Annotated in this window: 15 protein-coding genes; 4 read left to right on the forward strand and 11 right to left on the reverse strand. The window is 65.7% G+C overall.

The window, feature by feature from the left end; genetic code table 11:
* Positions 1-89: 89 nt before the first annotated feature.
* The 4 genes from GGD90_RS09310 to GGD90_RS09325 all read right to left on the reverse strand — a co-directional run bounded on the left by GGD90_RS09310 (position 90) and on the right by GGD90_RS09325 (position 2052).
* Positions 90-272 carry a CsbD family protein gene (locus GGD90_RS09310; protein WP_153116607.1) on the reverse strand — a complete coding sequence of 61 codons (183 nt, stop codon included), beginning with the start codon at positions 270-272 and terminating at the stop codon, positions 90-92.
* Between the two features lie 69 nt (positions 273-341).
* A complete protein-coding gene (locus tag GGD90_RS09315) occupies positions 342-959 on the reverse strand; it encodes a hypothetical protein (RefSeq protein WP_221227719.1) in 618 nt (205 codons plus the stop codon).
* Between the two features lie 111 nt (positions 960-1070).
* Positions 1071-1229, reverse strand: coding sequence for a DUF3309 family protein (locus GGD90_RS09320; protein WP_200384464.1), 159 nt, complete (start codon positions 1227-1229; stop codon positions 1071-1073).
* Positions 1230-1416: 187 nt separating this feature from the next.
* Positions 1417-2052, reverse strand: a complete 636-nt coding sequence (locus GGD90_RS09325) for a BON domain-containing protein (RefSeq protein WP_153116605.1) — start codon at positions 2050-2052, stop codon at positions 1417-1419.
* 259 nt (positions 2053-2311) lie between these two features.
* Here GGD90_RS09325 and GGD90_RS09330 point away from each other — a divergent pair, with 259 nt between their 5' ends.
* On the forward strand, positions 2312-11200 hold the full coding sequence (locus GGD90_RS09330) for a GH36-type glycosyl hydrolase domain-containing protein (RefSeq protein ID WP_153116604.1): 8889 nt from the start codon (positions 2312-2314) through the stop codon (positions 11198-11200).
* Here the strand turns inward: GGD90_RS09330 and GGD90_RS09335 are convergent.
* On the reverse strand, positions 11193-11873 hold the full coding sequence (locus GGD90_RS09335; protein WP_200383981.1) for a Crp/Fnr family transcriptional regulator: 681 nt from the start codon (positions 11871-11873) through the stop codon (positions 11193-11195). The genes GGD90_RS09330 and GGD90_RS09335 overlap by 8 nt on opposite strands.
* 513 nt (positions 11874-12386) lie before the next feature.
* On the opposite strand from GGD90_RS09335, the gene GGD90_RS09340 reads away from it, so the two are divergent.
* The gene (locus tag GGD90_RS09340) at positions 12387-12602 is read left to right on the forward strand and encodes a glycine zipper 2TM domain-containing protein (protein ID WP_153116602.1); all 216 of its coding nucleotides are present in this window, start codon (positions 12387-12389) and stop codon (positions 12600-12602) included.
* Between the two features lie 20 nt (positions 12603-12622).
* Positions 12623-13225 (forward strand): BON domain-containing protein, encoded by a 603-nt coding sequence (locus GGD90_RS09345; RefSeq protein ID WP_153116601.1) that lies wholly within the window; start codon positions 12623-12625, stop codon positions 13223-13225.
* 139 nt (positions 13226-13364) lie between these two features.
* On the opposite strand, the gene GGD90_RS09350 is transcribed toward GGD90_RS09345, so the two are convergent.
* Positions 13365-14441 (reverse strand): hypothetical protein, encoded by a 1077-nt coding sequence (locus tag GGD90_RS09350; protein ID WP_153116600.1) that lies wholly within the window; start codon positions 14439-14441, stop codon positions 13365-13367.
* Positions 14442-14662: 221 nt separating this feature from the next.
* Between GGD90_RS09350 and GGD90_RS18225 the strand changes: the two genes are divergently transcribed.
* Complete coding sequence (locus GGD90_RS18225) at positions 14663-14812, forward strand: lmo0937 family membrane protein (protein WP_153116599.1); 150 nt, start codon at positions 14663-14665, stop codon at positions 14810-14812.
* 12 nt (positions 14813-14824) lie between these two features.
* Here GGD90_RS18225 and GGD90_RS09360 read toward each other — a convergent pair whose 3' ends face one another.
* The 5 genes from GGD90_RS09360 to phaC form a co-directional block, all read right to left on the reverse strand.
* Entirely contained in the window at positions 14825-16162 is a 1338-nt protein-coding gene (locus GGD90_RS09360) for an FAD-binding oxidoreductase (RefSeq protein WP_153116646.1), read from the reverse strand.
* A 99-nt stretch (positions 16163-16261) separates the two neighbouring features.
* Positions 16262-17587, reverse strand: coding sequence for a 30S ribosomal protein S12 methylthiotransferase RimO (rimO, locus tag GGD90_RS09365; protein WP_153116598.1), 1326 nt, complete (start codon positions 17585-17587; stop codon positions 16262-16264).
* A gap of 271 nt (positions 17588-17858) precedes the next feature.
* Positions 17859-18431, reverse strand: coding sequence for a polyhydroxyalkanoate synthesis repressor PhaR (gene phaR, locus GGD90_RS09370; RefSeq protein WP_153116597.1), 573 nt, complete (start codon positions 18429-18431; stop codon positions 17859-17861).
* 120 nt (positions 18432-18551) lie between these two features.
* Positions 18552-19292: a beta-ketoacyl-ACP reductase gene (gene phbB / locus GGD90_RS09375; RefSeq protein WP_153116596.1), complete on the reverse strand. Its 741-nt coding sequence runs from the start codon at positions 19290-19292 to the stop codon at positions 18552-18554.
* A gap of 41 nt (positions 19293-19333) precedes the next feature.
* On the reverse strand, positions 19334-21112 hold the full coding sequence (phaC, locus tag GGD90_RS09380; protein WP_153116595.1) for a class I poly(R)-hydroxyalkanoic acid synthase: 1779 nt from the start codon (positions 21110-21112) through the stop codon (positions 19334-19336).
* Positions 21113-21452: the final 340 nt, after the last annotated feature.

The raw sequence follows: 21452 nt of genomic DNA on the forward strand, positions 1-21452 counted from the left end.
GCTTGCCCGGCGCAAAACGGCCGCGAACCGCCTTTCAGCAATTCGCGGCCTGTTCGCTCAGCGGATGAGGGGCCGCCCGGCGGATGGTTTCAACTCTTGCGGGCGTCCTTGATGTCTTCCTTGAGGTTGCCGATGTGCTCCTGCACCTTGCCTTCAGCCTGGTTCTTCAGGCCTTTGAGCTGCTGCTCGCGACTGCCGATCAGCTTGCCGGTTTCTTCCTGAATCTTGCCGCCGAGATCCTTGGCGGCGCCCTTGACTTGATCCTTGTTCATGGTGAACTCCTTGTCTGTAGATGACTGCTGCTGAGAAACGGGCAATGCCAAGCCCGTCAAAACTGCTGCTTACTGGCCGTAACGTGTCTTGGCATCATTGACACACTTGTCCTTGGCGTCGCCGGCGAGCGCGTCACATTTTTCCTGGGCAACGCCGTAGGCACCTTCGCGCTTTTCGGCAACCGCCTCCTGGCGCGCTTCGTTCGTCGCCCTCAAGGCGACGGCATTGGCGTCGTTGGCTTTTTCGCGCGCCGTCGCGTTGGCATCGGCGGTGGCGTCAGCCAGCTTGGCGTCGGCCTTGGCGCCGATGAAAGCGGCCTTCGCTTCCTTACGGCAGACGTCCTTGGCATTGCCGGCAAAGTCGTCGCACTTCTCCTTGGCCACGGCATATGCGGCCTCTGCCTTGGCGATGCGCAACTCGTAGCGGTGTTCGGCCGAAGGTCCGTAGCTTTCCTCGTACTCGGCGCGAGCGATCCTGGCGCGCCCCTTGGCTTCTTCCAGACAGATGTCTCTGGCATTACCCGACTGCGCCTTGCAATCCTTCTTTTCTGTCTTGTACTTCGCATCGATGCTGGTTGTGGCGGCAACGTAATCCGACATGGTGGCGGTAGCGGGAGCGGCGTAGGCGCCGCCGCTGAGCGCCAGACAGAAGGCTGCGGCGATCAGGGAGACAGGCAAATTGTTCATGGTTGATCCTCATGGTTGAGAAATTGATACGGGCAGACGTCGGCCATGGCTGGCCGAAGCTTGCCGTTGGCCGGCAAGGCCGGGAAAAGCCGGAATACGACGGGAAAACGCTCAGATCCGCCCAAGCAGCAGAAGGATGATGAGAATGAGCACCACCAGCCCCAGACCGCCGCTCGGCGCGTAACCCCAGGCGCGGCTGTGCGGCCATACCGGGATGGCACCGATCACCGCGAGCAGCAGGATGATCAGCAGAATTGTTCCCAACATGATGGTCTCCTTCGATCAGCAACGAGACTGTCGGCGCTGCGGGATGCAGCGGTGCCGCAGAATCGTTGACGGCAGTGTCGGCGTCGCGGCGTCCGCTTTCAGTACGTTCGCCCACATAGCCTGAACAATCGGCAAGTCGGCGGCGGGCGACGCGGCCACCTGCCTGACCGGCGCGAGCCGGCCCGCACATTCACTTGGCGGCGACGTTCGGACCGACGCTGACCGCCGAACTGCTGACGCTCTTCACGCCTTTCACTTGCAGCGTCATCTGCCGCACATGGTCGAGGGCGCCCTGATCGGGCAGATGGCCCTTGAGCACGACGACGCCATCGGTGGTCTCGACACTGACGTCAAAACCTTCGCTGACGCTGCCGGCAAGGATTTCGGTCTTCACCTTGGTGGTGATCCAGCTATCGGAAACAGCCTGTCCGGTTTTGGCGACCACCGCTTTCGTCTTGGCAGTAGCGCTACTGCCCGACGGGGTCTTCAGGTTGTTGTCGACGCTGCGCACGCCATCGACAGCGCGTGCCGCCGATTCGGCGAAGGACTTTGCGTCGCCGCTGCTCGCCTTGCCCTCAAGCGTGACAACGCCATTGGTCGTGGTGACGCTGATGTCGGAGTCTTTCAGGCTGGCCTCGCCAACCAGTTTTGCCTTCACTTTGGCGGTGGTGGCGGTATCGCTCACGGCAGCGCCAATGCCGTTGCTGCGGGCGACGGGCGCGGCTTCATCGGCGGCGAACGTCAGGGTCGAGCCGACGCCGATGCCGGCGGCAAGGCTGGCGAGCAGGAAGGAACGGGAAAGTGATGTCTTCAGTGGGCGGTTCATGCGCGTTCTCCAGTGAGCAACGAACGGAATCGTTCGCGATTGGCGCAGCTTCCGTGTTCGCCCGGCAAGGGTCTGTACGTTCGCGCACATACCCCCTGCGGCCTTGCGACTAAGCTCGTTTCGTGCTTTTGGCGGTGGCCGGCGCATTGCCACCACTACTGCCAGCACGTCAGCCGACCCCTGGTCGGCAGCTTGCCCGGGCAACGCGGAACCCGCTTTTTCCGCGCAAGAAATCGGGACACGCACCTTGAAGCCAGCGATGAAGACCCTGCAAACGCTGCTGTATCGCCTGCTCGGACGACTGCAGCGCGACGCGCTGGCGCACAAGTACATCAGTGCCGAGCCGCCGTTGCGTGCCGAGCTGTTCAGCGCCGACCAGATGGAGCGACACGGCAAGACGCTGGCCGAGCAGCATCAGACGGCACCGCAACACGGCCCGGACAAGCTGCTGGCGCGTCTGGTCGATAACGAATCGATTCTCGTCGGCATCTTCAGCATGCTCACCGAGGCGGCCAAGGCCGGCGAGCGGATCACGCCGGCCGGTGAATGGCTGCTCGACAATTTCTACCTGGTCGAAGAGCAGATCCGCATCGCGCGCAAGCATTTCCCCAAGGGCTACAGCCGCGAACTGCCGCTCCTCGGCAACGGCCCCTCGCAGGGTCTGCCGCGCGTCTACGACATCGCACTCGAGTCGGTGGCGCATGGCGACGGCCGCGTCGATCCGGAAAGCCTCAACCGCTTTGTCGCCGCCTACCAGACGATCGACGAACTCAGACTCGGCGAGTTGTGGGCCATTCCGATCATGTTGCGTCTGGCGCTGATCGAGAATCTGCGCCGCGTCGGCAGCCGCGTCGTCGCCGGCATGATCGACCGCCGCCGGGCCGACGCCTGGGCCGACCAGATGATCGAGGTCGCCGAGAAAGATCCGAAGAGCCTGATCCTCGTCATTTCCGACATGGCGCGTTCGAATCCACCCTTGCGCAATTCCTTCGTCGCCGAGCTGGCGCGCCGCCTGCAGGGACAAAGCTCGGCGCTGGCGCTGCCGCTCACCTGGATCGAACAGCGCCTCTCCGAGGCGGCGACGACGATCGAGCAGATGGTGCAGTCCGAGACGCAGAGCCAGGCCTCACACCAGGTATCGATCAGCCACAGCATCGGCAGCCTGCGCGCACTCGGCGCGACGGACTGGCGCGAGTTCGTCGAGACGATGAGCGCCGTCGAACGCGAGTTGCGCCGCGATCGCGACGGTCTCTACGCCGGCATGGACTTCGCCAGCCGCGACCGCTATCGCCACGTGATCGAGCATGTTGCCCGCCACAGCCGCTGTGCGGAGAGCGAAGTTGCCCGCGACGCCATCCGGCTGGCTGCAGAAGCGATGCCGACGACACCTGCCGAAGACAGCATGCCGGCCGCGCTCGGCGACAAGATCGACCCGCGCCGCGGGCACGTCGGCTACTACCTCATTGGCGCCGGACTGCCGCAACTCGAGCAGCTCACCGGCGCACGCCTGGCGTTTGGCGAACGCGTCCGCCGGCTGGCCGCACGGCGGCCGCTGCTGCTTTACCTCGGCGCCATCGCGCTGCTCAGCGCGGCCTGCACCGGCGGCTTCCTCGCCATCGCCGCGGCCAGTGCTGCAGCGCTCTGGGTGCAAGCGCTGATTTTCGTTCCGGCGCTGCTCGCCTCGAGCCAGCTCGCGGTGACGCTGGTGAACTGGCTGGTGACGCTGCTGGCGACACCGCTGCCGCTGCCGCGCATGGACTACTCACTCGGCATTCCGGCGCAATCGCGCACGCTGGTCGTCGTGCCGACCATGCTTGTCAGCCTGCAGGGTGTGGACGATCTGGTCGAGGCGCTGGAGGTGCGTTTTCTTGCCAACCGCGATGCCCGCCTGCACTTCGGCCTGCTCACCGATTTTGGCGATGCCGCAAGCGAACTGCAGCCTGAAGACGACGCGCTGCTGCAGGCCGCCGGCGAACGCGTTGCGGCGCTGAACGCCAAGTACGACTGCGTGGACGGCGACACCTTCTTCCTCTTTCATCGTCCGCGGCGCTGGAACGCCAGCGAAATAATCTGGATGGGCTACGAGCGCAAACGCGGCAAGCTCGGCGATCTCAATGCCCTGCTGCGCAGCGGGGCGGACAGCACGGCGTTTTCGCTGATCGTCGGCGCGACGGCGATTCTCGGTGAAGTCCGTTACGTCATCACCCTCGACACCGACACGCAACTGCCGCGCGACTGCGCACGGGCGCTGGCCGGCGCCATGGCGCATCCGCTCAACCGCCCCTGCCTTGATCCGGCAAGCCGGCTGGTCACCGCCGGCTACGGCATCCTGCAGCCGCGCATGGCGGTCAATCTGCCGAGCACCAACCGCTCGCGCTACGCCGGGCTGAGTGGCGCCGACGCCGGCATCGACCCGTACACGCGCGCCATCTCCGACGTCTATCAGGATCTGTTCCACGAAGGCTCGTTCATCGGCAAGGGAATCTACGACGTCGATGCCTTCGAGGGCGCCGTCAAGGAGCGCTTCCCCGACAACCGCATCCTCAGCCACGACCTGCTCGAAGGCTGCTACGCGCGCGCCGGGCTGCTCAGCGACGTGCAACTGTACGAAGACACACCGGCGCGCTACTGCGACGATGTCAGCCGCCGCCATCGCTGGATTCGCGGCGACTGGCAGATCGCCTCCTGGCTGCTCTCGCTGGTCCCCGCTCCGGCTGGCCAGCGGCGGCAGAATCCCTTGTCCACGCTGTCGCAATGGAAGCTCTTCGACAACCTGCGGCGCAGCCTGGTACCGGCGGCGGTGTGCCTGCTTTTCCTGCTCGGCTGGATCCTGGTGCCGTCCGTTCTGGCGTGGACGCTGGCGGTACTCGGCATCCTCTTCCTGCCGCTGGCACTGAATGCGGGACGCGAACTGCTCAACAAACAGCCGGATGTGCTGCTAGGCGCGCACTTCTCCGGCGCCCTGCGCTCGGCCGGCCGGCAGTTCGCGCAAGCGGCTTTCGCGCTCGCCTGCCTGCCCTACGAAGCGTGGTACAGCCTTGACGCCATCGTGCGCACGGCGACTCGCCTGGTCTCACGGCGGCGCATGCTCGAATGGCGGCCGTCGCACGATCTGCAGTCCGGCTGCGGCAATGATGCCGGCGAGGGCATCGGCGCACTCGCCGGCAGCTACCGGCGGATGTGGCCGGCACCGCTGCTCGCCGTCGTCTGCGTGCTGGCGACGCCGCCGCTGCCGCCGCTGGCGCTGCTCGTCCTTGCCCCCCTGCTGACGCTGTGGCTGGGCGCACCGGCCATCGCCTGGTGGCTCAGCCGGCCGACGGTGCGCCATGCCAGCAGCCTGCGTCCCGAACAGACGCTGTTCCTGTACAAGCTGGCGCGCAAGACCTGGCGCTATTTCGAGACCTTCGTCAATGCCATGGAGCACTGGCTGCCGCCCGACAACTATCAGGAGCAGCCGCTTGCCGTCATTGCCCACCGCACCTCGCCGACCAACATGGGGCTGGCGCTGCTCGCCAACCTGTCGGCTTACGATTTCGGCTACATCACCGCCGGCAAACTGCTCGAGCGCAGCCGCAACACGCTACAGACGATGCTCAGGCTCGAGCGCTACCAGAGCCATTTCTACAACTGGTACGACACGCTTACGCTGCGCCCGCTGTCGCCGCTCTACGTCTCGTCGGTCGACAGCGGCAATCTGTCTGGGCATCTGCTCACCCTGCGTCCCGGTCTGCTCGAACTCGCCGACAGGAAAATTCTCGGCACGCGCACATTCCCCGGTCTGCGCGACACGCTGGCGGTACTCAGCGACTGCACGGGCAGCGGCTTGCCCGAACTGACGCGCCTGCAGCAGGAAATCGAGCAGGCCTGCGCCGTCGCACCGGCAACGCTGCAGGAAGCGCAGCACTGCCTGGAACGGCTGACGGCAGCCGCCGCACTGATCGCCGAACGGCTCGACGCCGGCAGCAACGCCGGGCCGGAACAACAGAAACACGAGGAGCGCGGCAGCTGGGCCGATGCCCTGCATCGCCAGTGCCAGGAAGCGCTCGACGAACTGCGTTTCCTCGCACCGTGGATCCAGATGGTCAACGCTCCCGGCGACGGCAAGACGGCACTCGATGAGGCCTTGCGCCGCATCGACGCGCTGAGTGCCCTGCCGACACTGCGCGAGCTCGCGATGCTTGAAGACACGCTGGCCGAAATACTCGACGCCGACCTCTACGCGCGCATGCAGCCGCAACAACGCGCCTGGCTGGCCGAGTTCCGGCCGCTGGTCGCACTGGCCAGCCTGCGCGCTGGCGAACGCCTCACCACCCTCGAGGAACTGGCGCGCCTCTCCGGCGAACTGGCTGCCGTCGACAACGGCCTGCTCTACGACAACGGCCGGCATCTGATGGCGCTCGGTTTCAAGGTCGAACAACGGCTGCGCGACAAGGGCAACTACGACCTGCTTGCCTCGGAGGCGCGCCTGTCGAGCTTCGTCGCCATCGCCCAGGGCGCGGTGCCGCAGGAAAGCTGGTTTGCGCTCGGGCGCATGCTCACCACCGTTCCCGGCGGCGACCCGATCCTGCTCTCGTGGAGCGGATCGATGTTCGAGTACCTGATGCCGATGCTGGTCATGCCGAGCTACGAAAACACCCTGCTCGACCAGACCTGCCGCGCGGCGGTGCAGCGCCAGATCGCCTACGGCAAACAGCGCGGCGTTCCCTGGGGTATCTCCGAATCGGGTTACAACACCGTCGACGCGGCGCTCAACTACCAGTACCGCGCCTTCGGGGTGCCGGGTCTGGGGCTGAAGCGCGGACTTGCCGAAGACCTCGTCATCGCCCCCTACGCCTCGGCGCTGGCGCTGATGGTCATGCCCGAAGAAGCCTGCGCAAACCTGCAGCGCCTGACTGAGGACGGCCTGCAGGGGCACTACGGCATGTACGAAGCGCTCGATTTCACGCCCTCGCGCGTACCGCGCGGGCAAACCAGCGCCATCGTCCGCTCGTTCATGGCGCACCACCAGGGAATGAGCCTGCTCTCCTTCGCCTATCTGCTGCTCGGGCAACCGATGCAGAAGCGCTTCGAGTCCGACCCGCTGTTCCAGGCAACGACGCTGCTGTTGCAGGAACGCATCCCGGCGGCGGCAGCCTTCCACTTTCAGACCGCCGAACTGGCCGACCTGCGCATCACCTCGATCGGCGAAATGCCGATGCGCGTCCTGCACACCGCCGATACGCCGACGCCGGAAGTGCAGCTGCTGTCGAACGGCCGCTACCACGTCATGGTCAGCAACGCCGGCGGCGGCTACAGCCGCTGGAAGGACTTTGCGGTCACGCGCTGGCGTGAGGATGCCACCTGCGACCACTGGGGCAGTTTCTGTTACCTGCGCGACCCGGCCAGCGGTGCCTACTGGTCGTCGGCGCATCAGCCGACGCGCGTTCGCGCCGACACCTACGAGGCGATCTTTTCCGAATCGCGTGCCGAGTTCCGCCGCCTCGACCACGCGTTTGAAACGCATACCGAAATCGTCGTCTCGCCCGAAGACGACATCGAGCTGCGCCGCATGCGCATCACCAACCGCTCGGACAAGACACGCATGATCGAGGTGACGAGCTATGCCGAGGTGGTGCTGACCTCGTCGGCCGCCGACGCGCTGCATCCGGCTTTCAGCAATCTTTTCGTGCAGAGCGAAATCCTCGCCGACCGGCACGCCATCCTGTGCACCCGGCGGCCGCGTTCGGCCGACGAAAAGATGCCGTGGATGTTTCATCTGCTGGCGGTGCATGGTGCCGAGGCCGGCAGCTTCTCGTACGAAACCGACCGCATGCGCTTCATCGGCCGCACCCGCGACGTCGGCGCGCCGCAGGCGATGCAGGACAGCAGACCGCTCTCGGGCAGCCAGGGTGCGGTGCTCGACCCGGTGGTGGCGATCCGCACCAGCATCCGTCTCGGCGCCAACGAGACAGCGACCGTCGATCTCGTCTGCGGCATCGGCGAAACACGCGAGGCAGCGCTGGAACTGGTCGGCAAATACCGCGACCGGCATCTCGCCGGCCGCGTCTTCGATCTGGCGTGCACGCACAGCTGGGTCAATCTGCAGCAGATCAACGCCAGCGAAGCCGACGCGCAGCTCTACAGTCAGCTCGCCGGCTCGGTGATCTACGCCAGTGCTGCCCTGCGCGCCGACGCCACCGTGCTCGCGCGCAACCGCCGCGGCCAGTCGGGTCTGTGGGCTTACGCGGTGTCGGGCGACCTGCCGATCGTGCTGCTGCAGATCGGTGATCTCGCCAACATCGAACTGGTGCGCCAACTGGTACAGGCCCACACCTACTGGCGGCAGAAGGGGCTGATCGTCGATCTGGTGATCTGGAACGAGGACCACGCCGGCTACCGCCAGGTCCTGCAGGAGCAGATCATGGGGCTGATCGCCAGCGTCGGCGCCAACCTGAGCGACCGTCCCGGCGGCATCTTCGTGCGGGCCGCCGAGCAGATATCGGTAGAAGACCGCACGCTCTTCCAGACCGTTGCCCGCGCGATCATCACCGACAGCTCCGGCACGCTGGCCGAGCAGATGAACCGGCGCAGTCTGCAGAACACGCGTCTGGCGCGCATTCCGCGGCTGGTGCCACGCCGCACCGGCACGCTCTCACCGCACCGCCTCGCTGCACCCCATGCGCCCGCCGACGCGTTGCGCTTCTTCAACGGTCTCGGCGGTTTCTCGGCCAACGGTCGCGAGTACGTGATCAGCACCACGCAGGCGCAGGCCTCGCCACGGGTGACACCGGCGCCGTGGGTCAACGTGATCGCCAACGCCCGCTTCGGCACGGTGATTTCCGAATCGGGCGCGTCCTATACCTGGAGCGAAAACGCACACGAATTCCGCTTCACGCCCTGGGGTGACGATCCGGTCAGCGATGTCAGCGGCGAAGCGATCTACCTGCGCGACGAAGAAAGCGGCGCCTTCTGGTCACCGACCGCGCTGCCCTGCGGCGGCGAAGCGCCTTACCGGACGCGGCACGGCTTCGGCTACAGCATCTTCGAGCACGAGGAGGACGGCATCGTCAGCCAGCTGACGGTGCACGTCGATAGCGAAGCCTCGGTGAAGTTTTCGGAACTGACGCTGCTCAATCGCTCGGGCCGGACACGGCGGCTTTCCGCCACCGGCTACGTCGAATGGGTGCTCGGCGATCTGCGCCCGAAATCGGCGATGCACATTGTCAGCGAAATCGACGCCGACAGCGGCGCGCTGTGCGCGCGCAACCGCTACAGCGGCGAGTTTGCCGACCGTATCGCCTTCTTCGACGCCGACTCGGCCACGCGCGGCGAAAACGTCAGCTTCACTGCCGACCGCAACGAGTTTCTCGGCCGCAACGGCACACTGCGCCAGCCGGCGGCGATGGCGCGCTCGCGCCTCTCGAACAAGCTTGGCGCCGGCCTCGACCCCTGCGCAGCGATGCAGGTGCCGTTCACGCTGGCCGACGGTCAGTCGCGCCAGATCATCTTCCGTCTGGGTGCTGCCGGAGGGCGGCGCGCCGCCGACGCGCGCGACCTGATGCAGCGCCTGCGCGGTCCGGAAGCGGCAAAACTCTCGCTCAACCGCGTGCACGCCTACTGGGCGAAGGCGCTCGGTGCCGTGGAGGTGACCACGCCCGACCCGGCGCTCGACCTGCTCGCCAACGGCTGGCTGCTCTACCAGACCATTGCCTGCCGCCTGTGGGCACGCAGCGGCTACTACCAGTCGGGGGGCGCCTTCGGCTTCCGCGACCAGTTGCAGGACACGATGGCGCTAGTGCATACGCAGCCGCAACTGCTGCGCCAGCAGGTGCTGAGCTGTGCCGGACGGCAGTTCTCCGCCGGTGACGTGCAGCACTGGTGGCATCCACCCTCAGGTCGCGGCGTGCGCACGCATTGCTCCGACGACTATCTGTGGCTGGCGCAGGCGACCTGCCGTTACGTGCGTGCCAGCGGCGACCTGGGCGTGCTCGACGAAAGCGCACAATTCCTCGAGGGACGGGCACTCAATCCCGAGGAAGATTCGTATTACGACCTGCCGGGACATGCGGACAGCAGCGCCAGCCTTTACCAGCACTGCGTACGGGCGATCGAGCATGGCCTGAACTTCGGCAAGCACGGCCTGCCGCTGATGGGCTCGGGCGACTGGAACGACGGCATGAATCTCGTCGGCATCAAGGGCCGTGGCGAGAGCGTCTGGCTCGGCTTTTTCCTTTACGACACGCTGCTGCGCTTCGCCGATCTGGCGCAGGCATACGGCGACGAGACTTTCGCCGAACGCTGCCGCACTGAAGCCGTGCAGTTGCGCCGCAACATCGACAAGCACGCCTGGGACGGCGGCTGGTACCGCCGCGCCTGGTTCGACGACGGTTCGCGGCTCGGCTCGGCCGGCAACAGCGAATGCCGCATCGACTCGATCGCGCAAAGCTGGTCGGTGCTCTCGGGTGCCGGCAGCAAGGCCCGTTCACGCACGGCGATGGCTGCGCTCGACGCGCATCTGGTGCGCCGCGAACACGCGCTGGTGCAACTGCTCGATCCGCCCTTCGACAAGGCGACGCTCAATCCCGGCTACATCAAGGGTTACGTTCCCGGCGTGCGCGAGAACGGCGGTCAATACACGCACGCCGCCATCTGGGCGTCGATGGCTTTCGCTGCACTTGGCGACCGGCAGCGGGCCTGGGAGCTGTTCGACATGATCAATCCGCTGCGTCACGGCGACTCGGCCGCGGCGATCGCCACCTACAAGGTCGAACCCTACGTGATGGCCGCCGATGTGTATTTCGTCGCGCCGCATATCGGCCGAGGCGGCTGGACCTGGTACACCGGATCGGCCGGCTGGATGTACCGGCTGATCGTCGAATCGCTGCTTGGCATCGAGCTGGTGGCGGGAAAACTCCGCTTCGCGCCCTGCCTGCCGGCCGACTGGAGCGGCTACACGCTCAGCTATCGCTACGGCGAGAGCCGCTACCTCATCATCATCGAGCAGGCGGCGCTCGGCGAGGGGCGCAGCATCTCGGTCAGCCTTGACGGCCTCAGGCAGGCCGACGCCGACCTGACGCTGGTCGACGACCAGCGCGAACATCGTGTCGAAGTGCGCCTGCCAAGCAGGGCCGCTGGCAATCCGCCGGCGGCCGCGGCAACGCTCAGTTGATGCGCAGGTACTGCTGGACGTTGGCCTGATGCTTGCCCACTTGCGACATGTCGGAAAGCAGGCGGTCGCATTCGAGCTTGACCACCGCGTAGCACTCGCAGGCGGCCTTTTCGAGTCCGGGACGGTCGAGCACGACGATGTGGCCGCGGCTGTAACGGATCAGTCCGGCGCGCTGCAGGTTGCCGGCTGCCACCGTGACGCCCTCGCGGCGCACGCCGAGCATGTTGGCGATCAACTCCTGCGTCATCACCAGCTCGTTCGATTCGAGCCGGTCGAGACTGAGCAGCAACCAGCGGCACAGCTGCTGCTCGACCGAATGGTGCCGGTTGCAGACGGCGGTCTGCGCCATCTGCGTGATCAGCGCCTGACTGTAGCGCAGCAGCAATTGCTGCAGCGTGGCCGCCCGTCGTCCGCCGCCGCGCTCGATTTCGTCCTTGAGCAGAGTGGCCTTGAGGCGATAGCCGTAGCCGCCGCTTTGCACGACGGCGCGATTGGGCATGGTGTTGCCGCCCATGAAAACAGCAACGCCGAGCACCCCCTCATTACCGACAACGGCGATCTCGGCCGAGGCGCCGTCCTCCATGACGTAGAGCAGCGAAATGATCGCGGTGGTCGGGAAATACACGTACTGCTGGGCACAGCCTGACTCGTAGAGCACCGCACCGAGCGGCATCGGCAAGACCTCCAGATGCGGTGACAGACGCTCGAACTCTATCGCGGGCAAAGCAGCGAGCAGATGATTCCGCTGCGGCGGGGGAAGGTCCGTCTGCGCTTGTGGGCGGTTTGGCATAGGCTGACTCCTGGGACTGCTCCCGGCTGTGGATCCCGAGGCGGGTTTTCCGGGGCGTTGGACCGGCTGAAATTTCAATGACATGCCCGCGCCCAATGTAACCCCATTCCGGCGCCGCGGCTATACGCGCATCAATGAGTCGTCCTTACCCGGATAGGGGTAGCCAACGCTGCGGCCGCAGAGCGCCGGTTTGAGTACGCCAGCGCACAGACGCCAACAGGCGACAGCACCATCCTTGCTGCATCGCCCCGCACATGGCGCGAGCACGCAACAAGACAGTTGCCGCCCCGGCCTTGGTTTTTTGCCAGGCAGCTGTCGCCCACTGGCGGTGCGTTTTCCGGCAGGCAATGCGGAGACCACAGCCAGGAGTCGTACTTTCGAGAAAGAGGAAAACCAATGATTACGAAGAACAGTTTTGCCGCCAGCACCCTGGCCGTCGCGCTATTGCTTGGCCTTGGCGGCTGCAGCGGCATGAGCAATCGCGAGCGGGACACGGCCATCGGTGCCGGTGCCGGTGCGGTTGGTGGTGCCATTCTGACCGGCGGCAGTGGCGTCGGCACGGTCGGCGGTGCCGTCGTTGGCGGCGTCATCGGCAATCAGGTCGGCAAGTAATCCGGACAGGAGAAGAATCAATGAATTCGCACTCAGACAATTTCAAGGTCGCGCTGGCGATCAGCACCGGCATGCTCGTTCTGCTCAGCGGCTGTAACCGTACCGAAACGCCGCCGCCGAATATGGCAAACCCGTCCACCACGTCCGCCGCACCGGCAACGACGATGGGAGTCGAAGTCGACGACAGCGTCGTCACCACGAAAGTGAAGTCGGCCTTGCTCGGCGATGCCGACGTCAAAGGTCTCGACATCAAGGTCGAAACGCGCAAGGGCATGGTTCAGCTCAGTGGCTTTGTCGATAACCAGTTGCAGATCGATCGCGCGACCGCCGTCACCCGCGGTGTCGAGGGCGTCAAGAGCGTCGAGAGCAGCATGACGCTCAAGAACGGCAAGCTGACCGCCGGCAACCAGATCGACGACGGCGTCATCACCGCCAACGTCAAATCCGCGCTGCTCGCCGAACAGAACGTGAAGAGCTTCGATATCGGCGTCGTCACGCGCAAGGGCGAAGTCCAGCTCAGCGGCTACGTCAACAATCAGGCGCAGATCGACCGTGCGATCGAAGTCACCCGCTCGGTCTCCGGCGTCACCGGAGTCGTCAATGAAATGAGCGTCAAGAAGTAAGAAACCCCGCCGCCTGCCCGCAACGCACCGGCATTGGCTGAGGCGTTCGGGCAGCCGCCTGACTGGCGGATTTGTCGCCCTGAGGACGCCAGCTGCCTCACCCGCCACTGCCTCACCCGCCGCTTAAACGCTCGTCGGCTCAGCGCTCCTCGCTGCGACGATCCATGCTTCTGCGCTCGTCCGGCCGGCGCTCTTCGCCTCTGCGCGCTTCGTTACGGTTGTCGCGGCCTGCATCTCGGCCTGCTTCGCTGCCCTTTTCGCGACCGGCTTCGCGCCCTGCATCGTTGCCGCGTTCGACGCGAGGCGTTTCGCGCGGCGCAAAACCTTCCGCCTGCGGCCGCTCGTTCGCGTCGCCGCGCGCTCCGGGAAATGGCCCGTCGTGCAGCTGCTGTCGCTGCGGCGGCATATTCTGCGACGGCAGCGGCTGTGGCTGCGCCTGGGATGGCGGCTGCATCTGCCATGCGGGCGGCGCAGCTTGCGGCTCCTGCCGCGGCGGCGGGGCATACTGCGGCGCTTGTGGCGGCCGCTGCCACACTGCCGACGGACCCTCTTCCCGCCCGTCGTTGCGCCCGTCGCGCCGCGCGTAGGGGTCGTCGTGCCGCTCGGGCAGCGCGAACTGGCGCGGCCCCGGCTGTCCAGGATATTGCGGCCGCGCGCGCTCGCGCGGCTGATAGCGGTAGTTGTCCGAGTGAATGGCGTGCTGCTCATCAGGGCGATGCGGATAGCGCTCGCCCGAAAACTGCTGCTGATAGAGCGGCAGGGGCGCCGGCGGCGGCGCCGAACGGCGATCCCAGCGCTGCCAGTCGCCATGGCGGGCCTCCCAGTCACGCCCCCAGTGCTCGCCCCAGCGCGGCGGCTCGCCGATGTTCCAGCCGCGGAAATACGGTGGCGGCATGCGGTAATAGCCGACTGGCACGCGCAATACGAACAGCGGCACCTGTTCGGGACCGACCCACTGCCACGGACCGTTGTACCACTCGCTGAAGTACCAGTTGTTGCGGGCGAAAACCCAGTAATAGCCGTCGTAGAAGAAGTAGTTCGAATTCGCCCGCGGTGCGTAGTAAACCGGGTAGCCCGGCACCCGCAGCAACTGCGGATAGACCGTCAGGTTGATGCCGATACTGACGCCGGAGAAGACGACGCCGGCGCTGAACTGAGCCATTGCGGCCGTCGTTGAGCCGAGCAGTATCGCCAGGGCGACGAACAGATTGCGCATGATTCTCTCTCCGAGGTGATGCCGTGCTCGCCGGACCTGGCGCACGCGCTCAGGCTGCGTCGCTGCAGCCATTCAGCAAACAACGCACTGGCACGGATTCGGTGCGGGGCAATTGGTAAGGAAGTGTGTGCGGGCGCACAGATCACCGTGGCGGCATGGGCCACAGTGCACGACGCGACGGCAGCAAAGGTCGTGTTCCGTATTACCCGAGGAGAAGCATCGTGCTCTACACCATCGCGATTGTCATGATTATCCTGTGGCTGCTCGGCATGGTCAGTTCCTACACCATGGGCGGCCTGATCCACATATTGCTGGTCATCGCCATCATCGTCGTATTGCTCAACATCATTCAGGGACGCCGGCCCTTGTGAGCGATGCCGGGCTCAGAGCAGCTTGCCCGGATTCATCAGCCCGAGCGGATCAAGCGCCTGCTTGAGCGCGCGCATCGTCGCCAGTTCGACCGGGCTGCGGTAGCGCGCCAGATCGTCGCGCTTGAGCTGGCCGATGCCATGCTCGGCGCTGATGCTGCCGCCGGCAGCGGTAACGAGGTCATGCACCAGCCGGTCGACGGCGCCCTGCCCGGCGATTAGGCGCGCGTTGTCGGCCTGATCGACCATCGACTGGTTGTAGTGCAGGTTGCCGTCGCCGACGTGGCCGAAGGTGACGCAACGGATCCCCGGAAACGCCTCTGCCAGCGCCGCGTCGGCAGCTGCGACGAAATCGGGGATACCCGAGATCGGCAGCGAGATGTCGTGCTTGATGCTGAAGCCCTCGCGCTTCTGCGCTTCGGCGATGTTCTCGCGCAAGGCCCACAGCTTTTTCGCCTGTTCGCCGCTCTGTGCCAGCGCCGCATCGCTGACCTCGCCGGCCGCGATGGCTTCACCGAGACAATCGGCGAGCCCGGCCTGCAGCATCGCGTCGTCGCCGCCACCGGACAGTTCGACGAGCAGATACCAGTCGCTGGCCTCGGCCAGCGGCGCGTTGCTGCCGGCGATGTGCTGCAGCACCAGCTGCAAGGCGACGTCGGAAACGAGTTCGCAGGCCGAAACCAGTTCGCCGAAAGCCGCCTGCAGACGCGTCAGCACCGCCAGCGCCGCTGCCGGTGAGGGAATCGCCAGCCAGGCCGTTGCCGTCGCGCGCGGCTGCGCAAACAGACGCAGCACGGCGGCGGTGATGATGCCGAGCGTGCCTTCGGCGCCGATGAACAGCTGTTTCAGGTCGTAGCCGGTGTTGTCTTTGCGCAGCCCGCGCAGGCCGTCCCACAGATCGCCCGACGGCAGCACGACTTCCAGCCCGAGCGTCAGCGCGCGCGTGTTGCCGTAGCGCAGCACCTGCACGCCGCCGGCGTTGGTCGACAGGTTGCCGCCGATCAGGCAGCTGCCTTCGGCCGCCAGCGACAGCGGAAACAGCCGCCCCACCGCCGCCGCGGCTTCCTGCACTGCCACCAGCGTGCAGCCGGCCTCGACGGTGATGGTGTTGTTCGCCGGATCGACCGCGCGCACGCGATTGAGGCGCTGCAGGCTGAGGACGACCGCTTCGCCGCTGGCGTCGGGCGTTGCTGCGCCGCACAGGCCGGTGTTGCCGCCCTGCGGCACGATCGGCACGCGCGCGTCGACGCAGGCGCGCACGACAGCGGCGACTTCGCCGGCGTTGCCCGGGCGCACGACGCAGCGCGCCGAACCCTGGTAACGGCCGCGCCAGTCGCGCAGATACGGCGCCATGTCGGCGGCGGCGGTCAGCAGCTGCGGTTCGCCGACGATGGCAGCGAGTGTCTCGCGCAAGGACACGGGAGGCTCGTTTCGCTCAGTCGGCGCGGAAACTCAAGCCGGTTCGGCGTAGAGGTCGTGCTCGTCGGCGTCGACGACGCGAACGCGGACGAAATCGCCCGGCGTCGCCTCGTATTCGCCGTCGATGTAGACCAGCCCGTCGATTTCCGGCGCGTCGGCGGTCGAGCGCGCGACGATGCCCTCGTCGTCGACCTCGTCGACCATGACGACGATTTCGCTACCGATCTTGGCGGCGAGGATTTCGGCCGAGATGTCTTCCTGCAGCGTCATCAGCTGCCGGCGGCGCTCCTCGCGCACTTCAGCGGGAACGGCGCCGGGCAGCGCGTTGGCCGCCGCGCCGTCGACCGGCGAATACGGGAAACAGCCGACGCGGTCGATGCGCGCCTCTTCGATGAAAGCCAGCAGTTCCTCGAACTCGGCCTCGGTTTCGCCGGGGAAGCCGGTGATGAAGGTGCTGCGGATGGTCAGATCGGGGCAGATCTTGCGCCAGGCGCGGATGCGTTCGAGATTGTTCTCGGCGCTCGCCGGCCGCTGCATCGCCTTGAGGATGCGCGGGCTGGCGTGCTGGAAGGGAACGTCGAGGTAAGGCAGGATCTTGCCCTCGGCCATCAGCGGCAACAGTTCGTCCATTGCCGGATAGGGATAGACGTAGTGCAGGCGCACCCAGACGTCGAGCTCGGAGAGCGCCGTGCACAACTCCTTCAGCCGCGTCTTCACCGGCCGGCCACCGTGGAAGCCGGTACGGTACTTGGTGTCGAGGCCGTAGGCGCCGGTGTCCTGCGAGATGATCAGCAGTTCGCGCACACCCGACTCGACCAAGCGCTCGGCCTCGGCAAGAACGTCGCCGACCGGCCGGCTGACCAGCGGCCCACGCAGGCTGGGGATGATGCAGAAGGTGCAGTGATGGTTGCAGCCTTCGGAAATCTTCAGGTATGCGTAATGCTGCGGCGTCAGGCGCACGCCCTGCGGCGGCACCAGATGATCGAAAGGATCGTGCGGCCGCGGCAGATGTTCATGCACCAGCGACAGCACCTCGTCGGCCGCGTTCGGGCCGGTGATCGCCAGCACCGACGGATGCGCGTTGCGCACCAGCGAATCGCGCTTGCCGAGACAGCCGGTGACGATCACCTTGCCGTTTTCGGACAGCGCCTCGCCGATCGCGGCCAGCGATTCCTCGACGGCGGCGTCGATGAAGCCGCAGGTATTGACGACGACAAGGTCGGCTTCGGCGTAGGAAGGCGTCAGCACATAGCCTTCGGCGCGCAGCTTGGTGAGGATGTGTTCGGAGTCGACGGTGGCCTTCGGGCAACCGAGTGATACGACGCCGACGGTGCCGACCTTGGACTTTGTACTCTTCATGGGGAATTCAACCTTGTTGGCCGGAAACGGCGCGCGAACTGTCAGCGCGCCATTGTAACAAGGTGGGTGACCAAGCACCGTTCAAGGAAATCCCCAGCCGCCGGGAACGCCCTTGCCTGGCAGCAACGCTGCACAGGCAAGAGCAGACAAACGCAGCGCAACTGCTGCCAGCGCAGTGCATCGAGGCTACCAACAGCACAGGCGGTGCGCTGGCGAACCAAATCTGCGCGGTAGCGGGCACCGCCGCAACTTCAAGTGTCGCGGAAAGGCCTTACTTTTCGTCGACGCCCGGCTTCTTCACGCCTTCGGCCGGCTGCCCCGGAAACGGCATGCCGGAAAACATGGTGCGCGTCTGCTGCTGCAGCTGGTCCTGCATCTGCTGGAACATCTTGCGGCTCTGCTCAACGTAGGCGCCCATCATGGTCTGCATCGCCGGCCCCTGGAAATTGAGGAACTGCGACCAGAGATCGCTGTGCGCTGGTTGGTTGTCGCCATAGAAACCGCGCGACTGCTCCTGCAGTTTGTGTTGAAAATCGGTAAATGCCTTGATGTTGGTTTCGAGGTATTTACCAAACATTCCCTGCGTGGCGTGACCGTAGAAACGGATCATCTGCGCCAGCAGATCGGTCGAGAACAGCGGCATGCCGCCGCTTTCGGCTTCGAGGATGATCTGCAGGAGGATGCTGCGCGTCAGGTCGTCGCCGGTCTTGGCGTCGACGACGCTGAAGACCTCACAGTTGAGGACCATGTCCTTGACGTCGCAAAGCGTGATGTAAGCACTGGTCTTGGTATCGTAAAGACGGCGATTCGGGTACTTCTTGATCAGTCGCGACGGCTGGGGCATGACGACGTTCCCTCTGGCTTTGGATGGTCAGACGGCGCCCGCAGGCGCCGCCGGAAGTGGCTGATGATTATAGCGCGCCGGCGGCGAAGCCTTGACAGATCGCCGCCCGGCAGGCAGGAATCAGCTCATGTGCAGACCGCCGTTGATGTTCAGCGTCGCGCCAGTCATGAAACCGGCCGGTTCGGAAGCAAGGTAAGCGACCAGGGCGCCGATTTCTTCCGGCTTGCCCAGACGCTTCATCGGGATGGTGTCGATGATCGCCTGACGCACATCTTCGCGGATCGCCATCACCATGTCGGTGCCGATATAGCCCGGCGCGATGGCGTTGACGGTGACGCCCTTGTTCGCCAGCTCCTGCGCCAGCGCCTTGGTGAAGCCGATGCAGCCGGCCTTGGCCGCCGAGTAGTTGGTCTGACCAGCCTGACCCTTGACGCCATTGACCGACGAGATGTTGATGATGCGTCCCCAGCCACGCTCGGCCATCTTCGGCGAGATCTTGTGCGTGACGTTGAACAGGCTGTTCAGGTTGGTCTCGATCACCGCATTCCACTGGCCCTTTTCCATCTTCGGGAAGAAGCGGTCGCGCGTGATGCCGGCGTTGTTGACCAGGATGTCGATCGCGCCGACTTCCTTCTCGATCTGTTCGGCCATCGCCACACAGGCGTCGTAATCCGAAACGTCGGCACCGAACAGCGGAATGTCGATGCCTTCGGCCTTGCGTGCTGCGATCCACGGTTCGACGGCCGGGTCGCCCGGATAGAAATTGCCGACGACGCGATGACCCGCCTTGAGCAGTTCCTTGCAGATGGCGGTGCCAAGGCCGCCGACGGCGCCGGTCACGAGAGCGATGCGTTGCGTCATGTTGGTATTACCTTTCTGTGCTGTTGATGAAAAAAAACTGCTCAGGCCTTCTCGCGGACGTAGCGCCCGGGAGCCGGCTCGAGCGGCGGATAACGGGTGCTGCCAAGGCGCACGCGCGCGGCGCGCTCGCCGTCGGCGTACTGCCGCAACCACTGGCTCCAGTCGTTCCACCAGCTGCCGGCATGTTCTTCGGCGCCTTCAAGCCAGCTTTGCGCCGTGGTCGGTAACACCGCCGGCGTGGCATGGGTCCAGTAGCTGCGCCGGTTGCGGCTGGCCGGATTGACAACGCCGGCGATGTGGCCGCTGGCGCCGAGAACGAAACGCTTGTCGCCACCAAGCAGGCGCGCGCTGCGATAGGCGCCCTGCCAGGGAACGATGTGGTCCTCGCGTGCCGCCAGCACGTAGGCCGGCGCATCGACGCCGCCGAGATCGACGCTGACGCCGCACATCGACAGCCGGCCCGGCTCGCGCAAGGCGTTCTCGTGGTAGAGGTGGCGCATGTACCAGCAGGCGAAAGGGCCGGGCAGATTGGTGCTGTCGGCGTTCCAGTAGAGCAGGTCGAAGGCCGGTGGCGTCTGCCCGAGCAGGTAGTTGCCGGCGACGTAGTTCCAGACGAGGTCGTTGGCGCGCAGCGCCGAGAACATGCCCGACAGGTCGCGCGCCGGCAGCAGGCCGCCCTGGCCGATGGCGGCTTCGCGTGCGGCGAGTCCGGCCTCGTCGATGAACAGCGAAATTTCGCCGGCTTCGGCAAAGTCGAGCAGTGTCGTCAGCAGCGTCAGGCTCGCCACCGGCTTTTCGCCGCGTGCCGCGAGCACCGCCAGCGCACTGACCAGCAAGGTACCGCCGACACAGAAACCGAGCAGATTGAGGGTATCGACCCGGCAGATGCTGCGCACGCGCGCGATCGCCGCCAGCGGACCGCGTTCGAGATAGTCGTCCCAGCCGAGATGTCCATGCTCGACCTGCGGATTGCGCCAGGAAACGAGAAAAACGGTGTTGCCCTGCAGCAGTGCGTGGCGGACGAAGGAGTTCTGCTCCTGCAGATCGAGGATGTAGAACTTGTTGATGCACGGCGGAACGATCAGCAGCGGCCGCCGCGCGACGCGCGGCGTCAGCGGCGCGTACTGGATCAGCTGCATCACGTCGTTCTCGAAAACGACCGAACCGGGCGTCGTCGCCAGATTCTCGCCAAGCGCAAAAGCCGACTCGTCGCTCATCGAAATGCGGCCGCGGCCGACATCGCGGATCAGGTTGTTGATGCCGTCGGTGATGCTGCGCCCCTTGGTCTCGATGGCGCGCTCGATAAACTCGGGATTGGTCACCGCGTAATTGGCCGGCGACAGCGCATCGATGTACTGGCGGGCGAAAAAGCGCTGACGTTCGCGCGTCTTGTCGTCGGTGGCCGGCACCAGCTCGACCAGTTGGCGCAGATAGTCGGCGTTGAGCAGGTAGCTCTGACGGACGTAGTCGAAGAGCGGGCTGTTGTGCCACGCCGGCGCGTCGAAACGCCGGTCGCCGGGCTGCGGCTTGACCAGCGGCGCGGCCGGCTCGCCCTGGCCGCCTTGCAGCAGCGAAGTCCACAGCTCCTGCTGGCGTTCGCAATGGCGCCGCTGCAGATCGACCAGCGCCTGCGCATCGATCGCTGGCGTTTCACCAGCGGCTGTGGCGGCAGCGGCAGCACCGTCTGACGCGAACGCTTTGCCGGCGTTGCCGGGAGTCGCCGCCTTCTCGAGCATCTGGAGAAAGCCCGATGCCAGTGCCTGTCCGGCCTGGACAAAGTTCTGCATCGCGGGAAGCAGGGAATCCGGCGGGAACGACATGGAGGCTTCCTTGCTGGAACGGAACTGCGAGTGAGCCTGACAGCGACGGAGGCAAGGCCGGACCCGGATTGCATGGCGCGGGAACGCAATGACAAGGGAAGGCGCGAGCGCAATATGCAATCGATTTTGCATTGCAGCATACATGCTGTCAATGCGCGAAAGCAATGCAGCTGCGCCGCCCGGACGCAAGCCGCGCTGCACGCCGGCGACATAATTGCCCGGACGATGGCCGCAGGCAAGCGCTGCAGCCGCTGTCGTCGCAGATCCAGCGGCAAGGCGCCGACGGTCAGCCAGCGGCGAACAGCTGCCGCGCTGGCGCGCCATCGGCGATAATGCGCCG

The sequence above is a fragment of the Rhodocyclus tenuis genome, assembly GCF_014197755.1.
In the GTDB taxonomy this organism is placed as follows: Bacteria; Pseudomonadota; Gammaproteobacteria; order Burkholderiales; family Rhodocyclaceae; genus Rhodocyclus; species Rhodocyclus tenuis.

What these genes read in the sequence shown, in the direction of transcription:
- phbB (WP_153116596.1), bottom strand. Translation starts at nt 19,292, where the DNA reads ATGACGCAACGCATCGCTCTCGTGACCGGCGCCGTCGGCGGCCTTGGC.
- GGD90_RS09340 (WP_153116602.1), top strand. Translation starts at nt 12,387, where the DNA reads ATGATTACGAAGAACAGTTTTGCCGCCAGCACCCTGGCCGTCGCGCTA.
- GGD90_RS09345 (WP_153116601.1), top strand. Translation starts at nt 12,623, where the DNA reads ATGAATTCGCACTCAGACAATTTCAAGGTCGCGCTGGCGATCAGCACC.
- rimO (WP_153116598.1), bottom strand. Translation starts at nt 17,587, where the DNA reads ATGAAGAGTACAAAGTCCAAGGTCGGCACCGTCGGCGTCGTATCACTC.
- GGD90_RS09350 (WP_153116600.1), bottom strand. Translation starts at nt 14,441, where the DNA reads ATGCGCAATCTGTTCGTCGCCCTGGCGATACTGCTCGGCTCAACGACG.
- GGD90_RS09335 (WP_200383981.1), bottom strand. Translation starts at nt 11,873, where the DNA reads ATGCCGCTCGGTGCGGTGCTCTACGAGTCAGGCTGTGCCCAGCAGTAC.
- phaC (WP_153116595.1), bottom strand. Translation starts at nt 21,112, where the DNA reads ATGTCGTTCCCGCCGGATTCCCTGCTTCCCGCGATGCAGAACTTTGTC.
- GGD90_RS09360 (WP_153116646.1), bottom strand. Translation starts at nt 16,162, where the DNA reads ATGGCGCCGTATCTGCGCGACTGGCGCGGCCGTTACCAGGGTTCGGCG.
- phaR (WP_153116597.1), bottom strand. Translation starts at nt 18,431, where the DNA reads ATGCCCCAGCCGTCGCGACTGATCAAGAAGTACCCGAATCGCCGTCTT.
- GGD90_RS09330 (WP_153116604.1), top strand. Translation starts at nt 2,312, where the DNA reads ATGAAGACCCTGCAAACGCTGCTGTATCGCCTGCTCGGACGACTGCAG.
- GGD90_RS09315 (WP_221227719.1), bottom strand. Translation starts at nt 959, where the DNA reads ATGAACAATTTGCCTGTCTCCCTGATCGCCGCAGCCTTCTGTCTGGCG.
- GGD90_RS09310 (WP_153116607.1), bottom strand. Translation starts at nt 272, where the DNA reads ATGAACAAGGATCAAGTCAAGGGCGCCGCCAAGGATCTCGGCGGCAAG.
- GGD90_RS09325 (WP_153116605.1), bottom strand. Translation starts at nt 2,052, where the DNA reads ATGAACCGCCCACTGAAGACATCACTTTCCCGTTCCTTCCTGCTCGCC.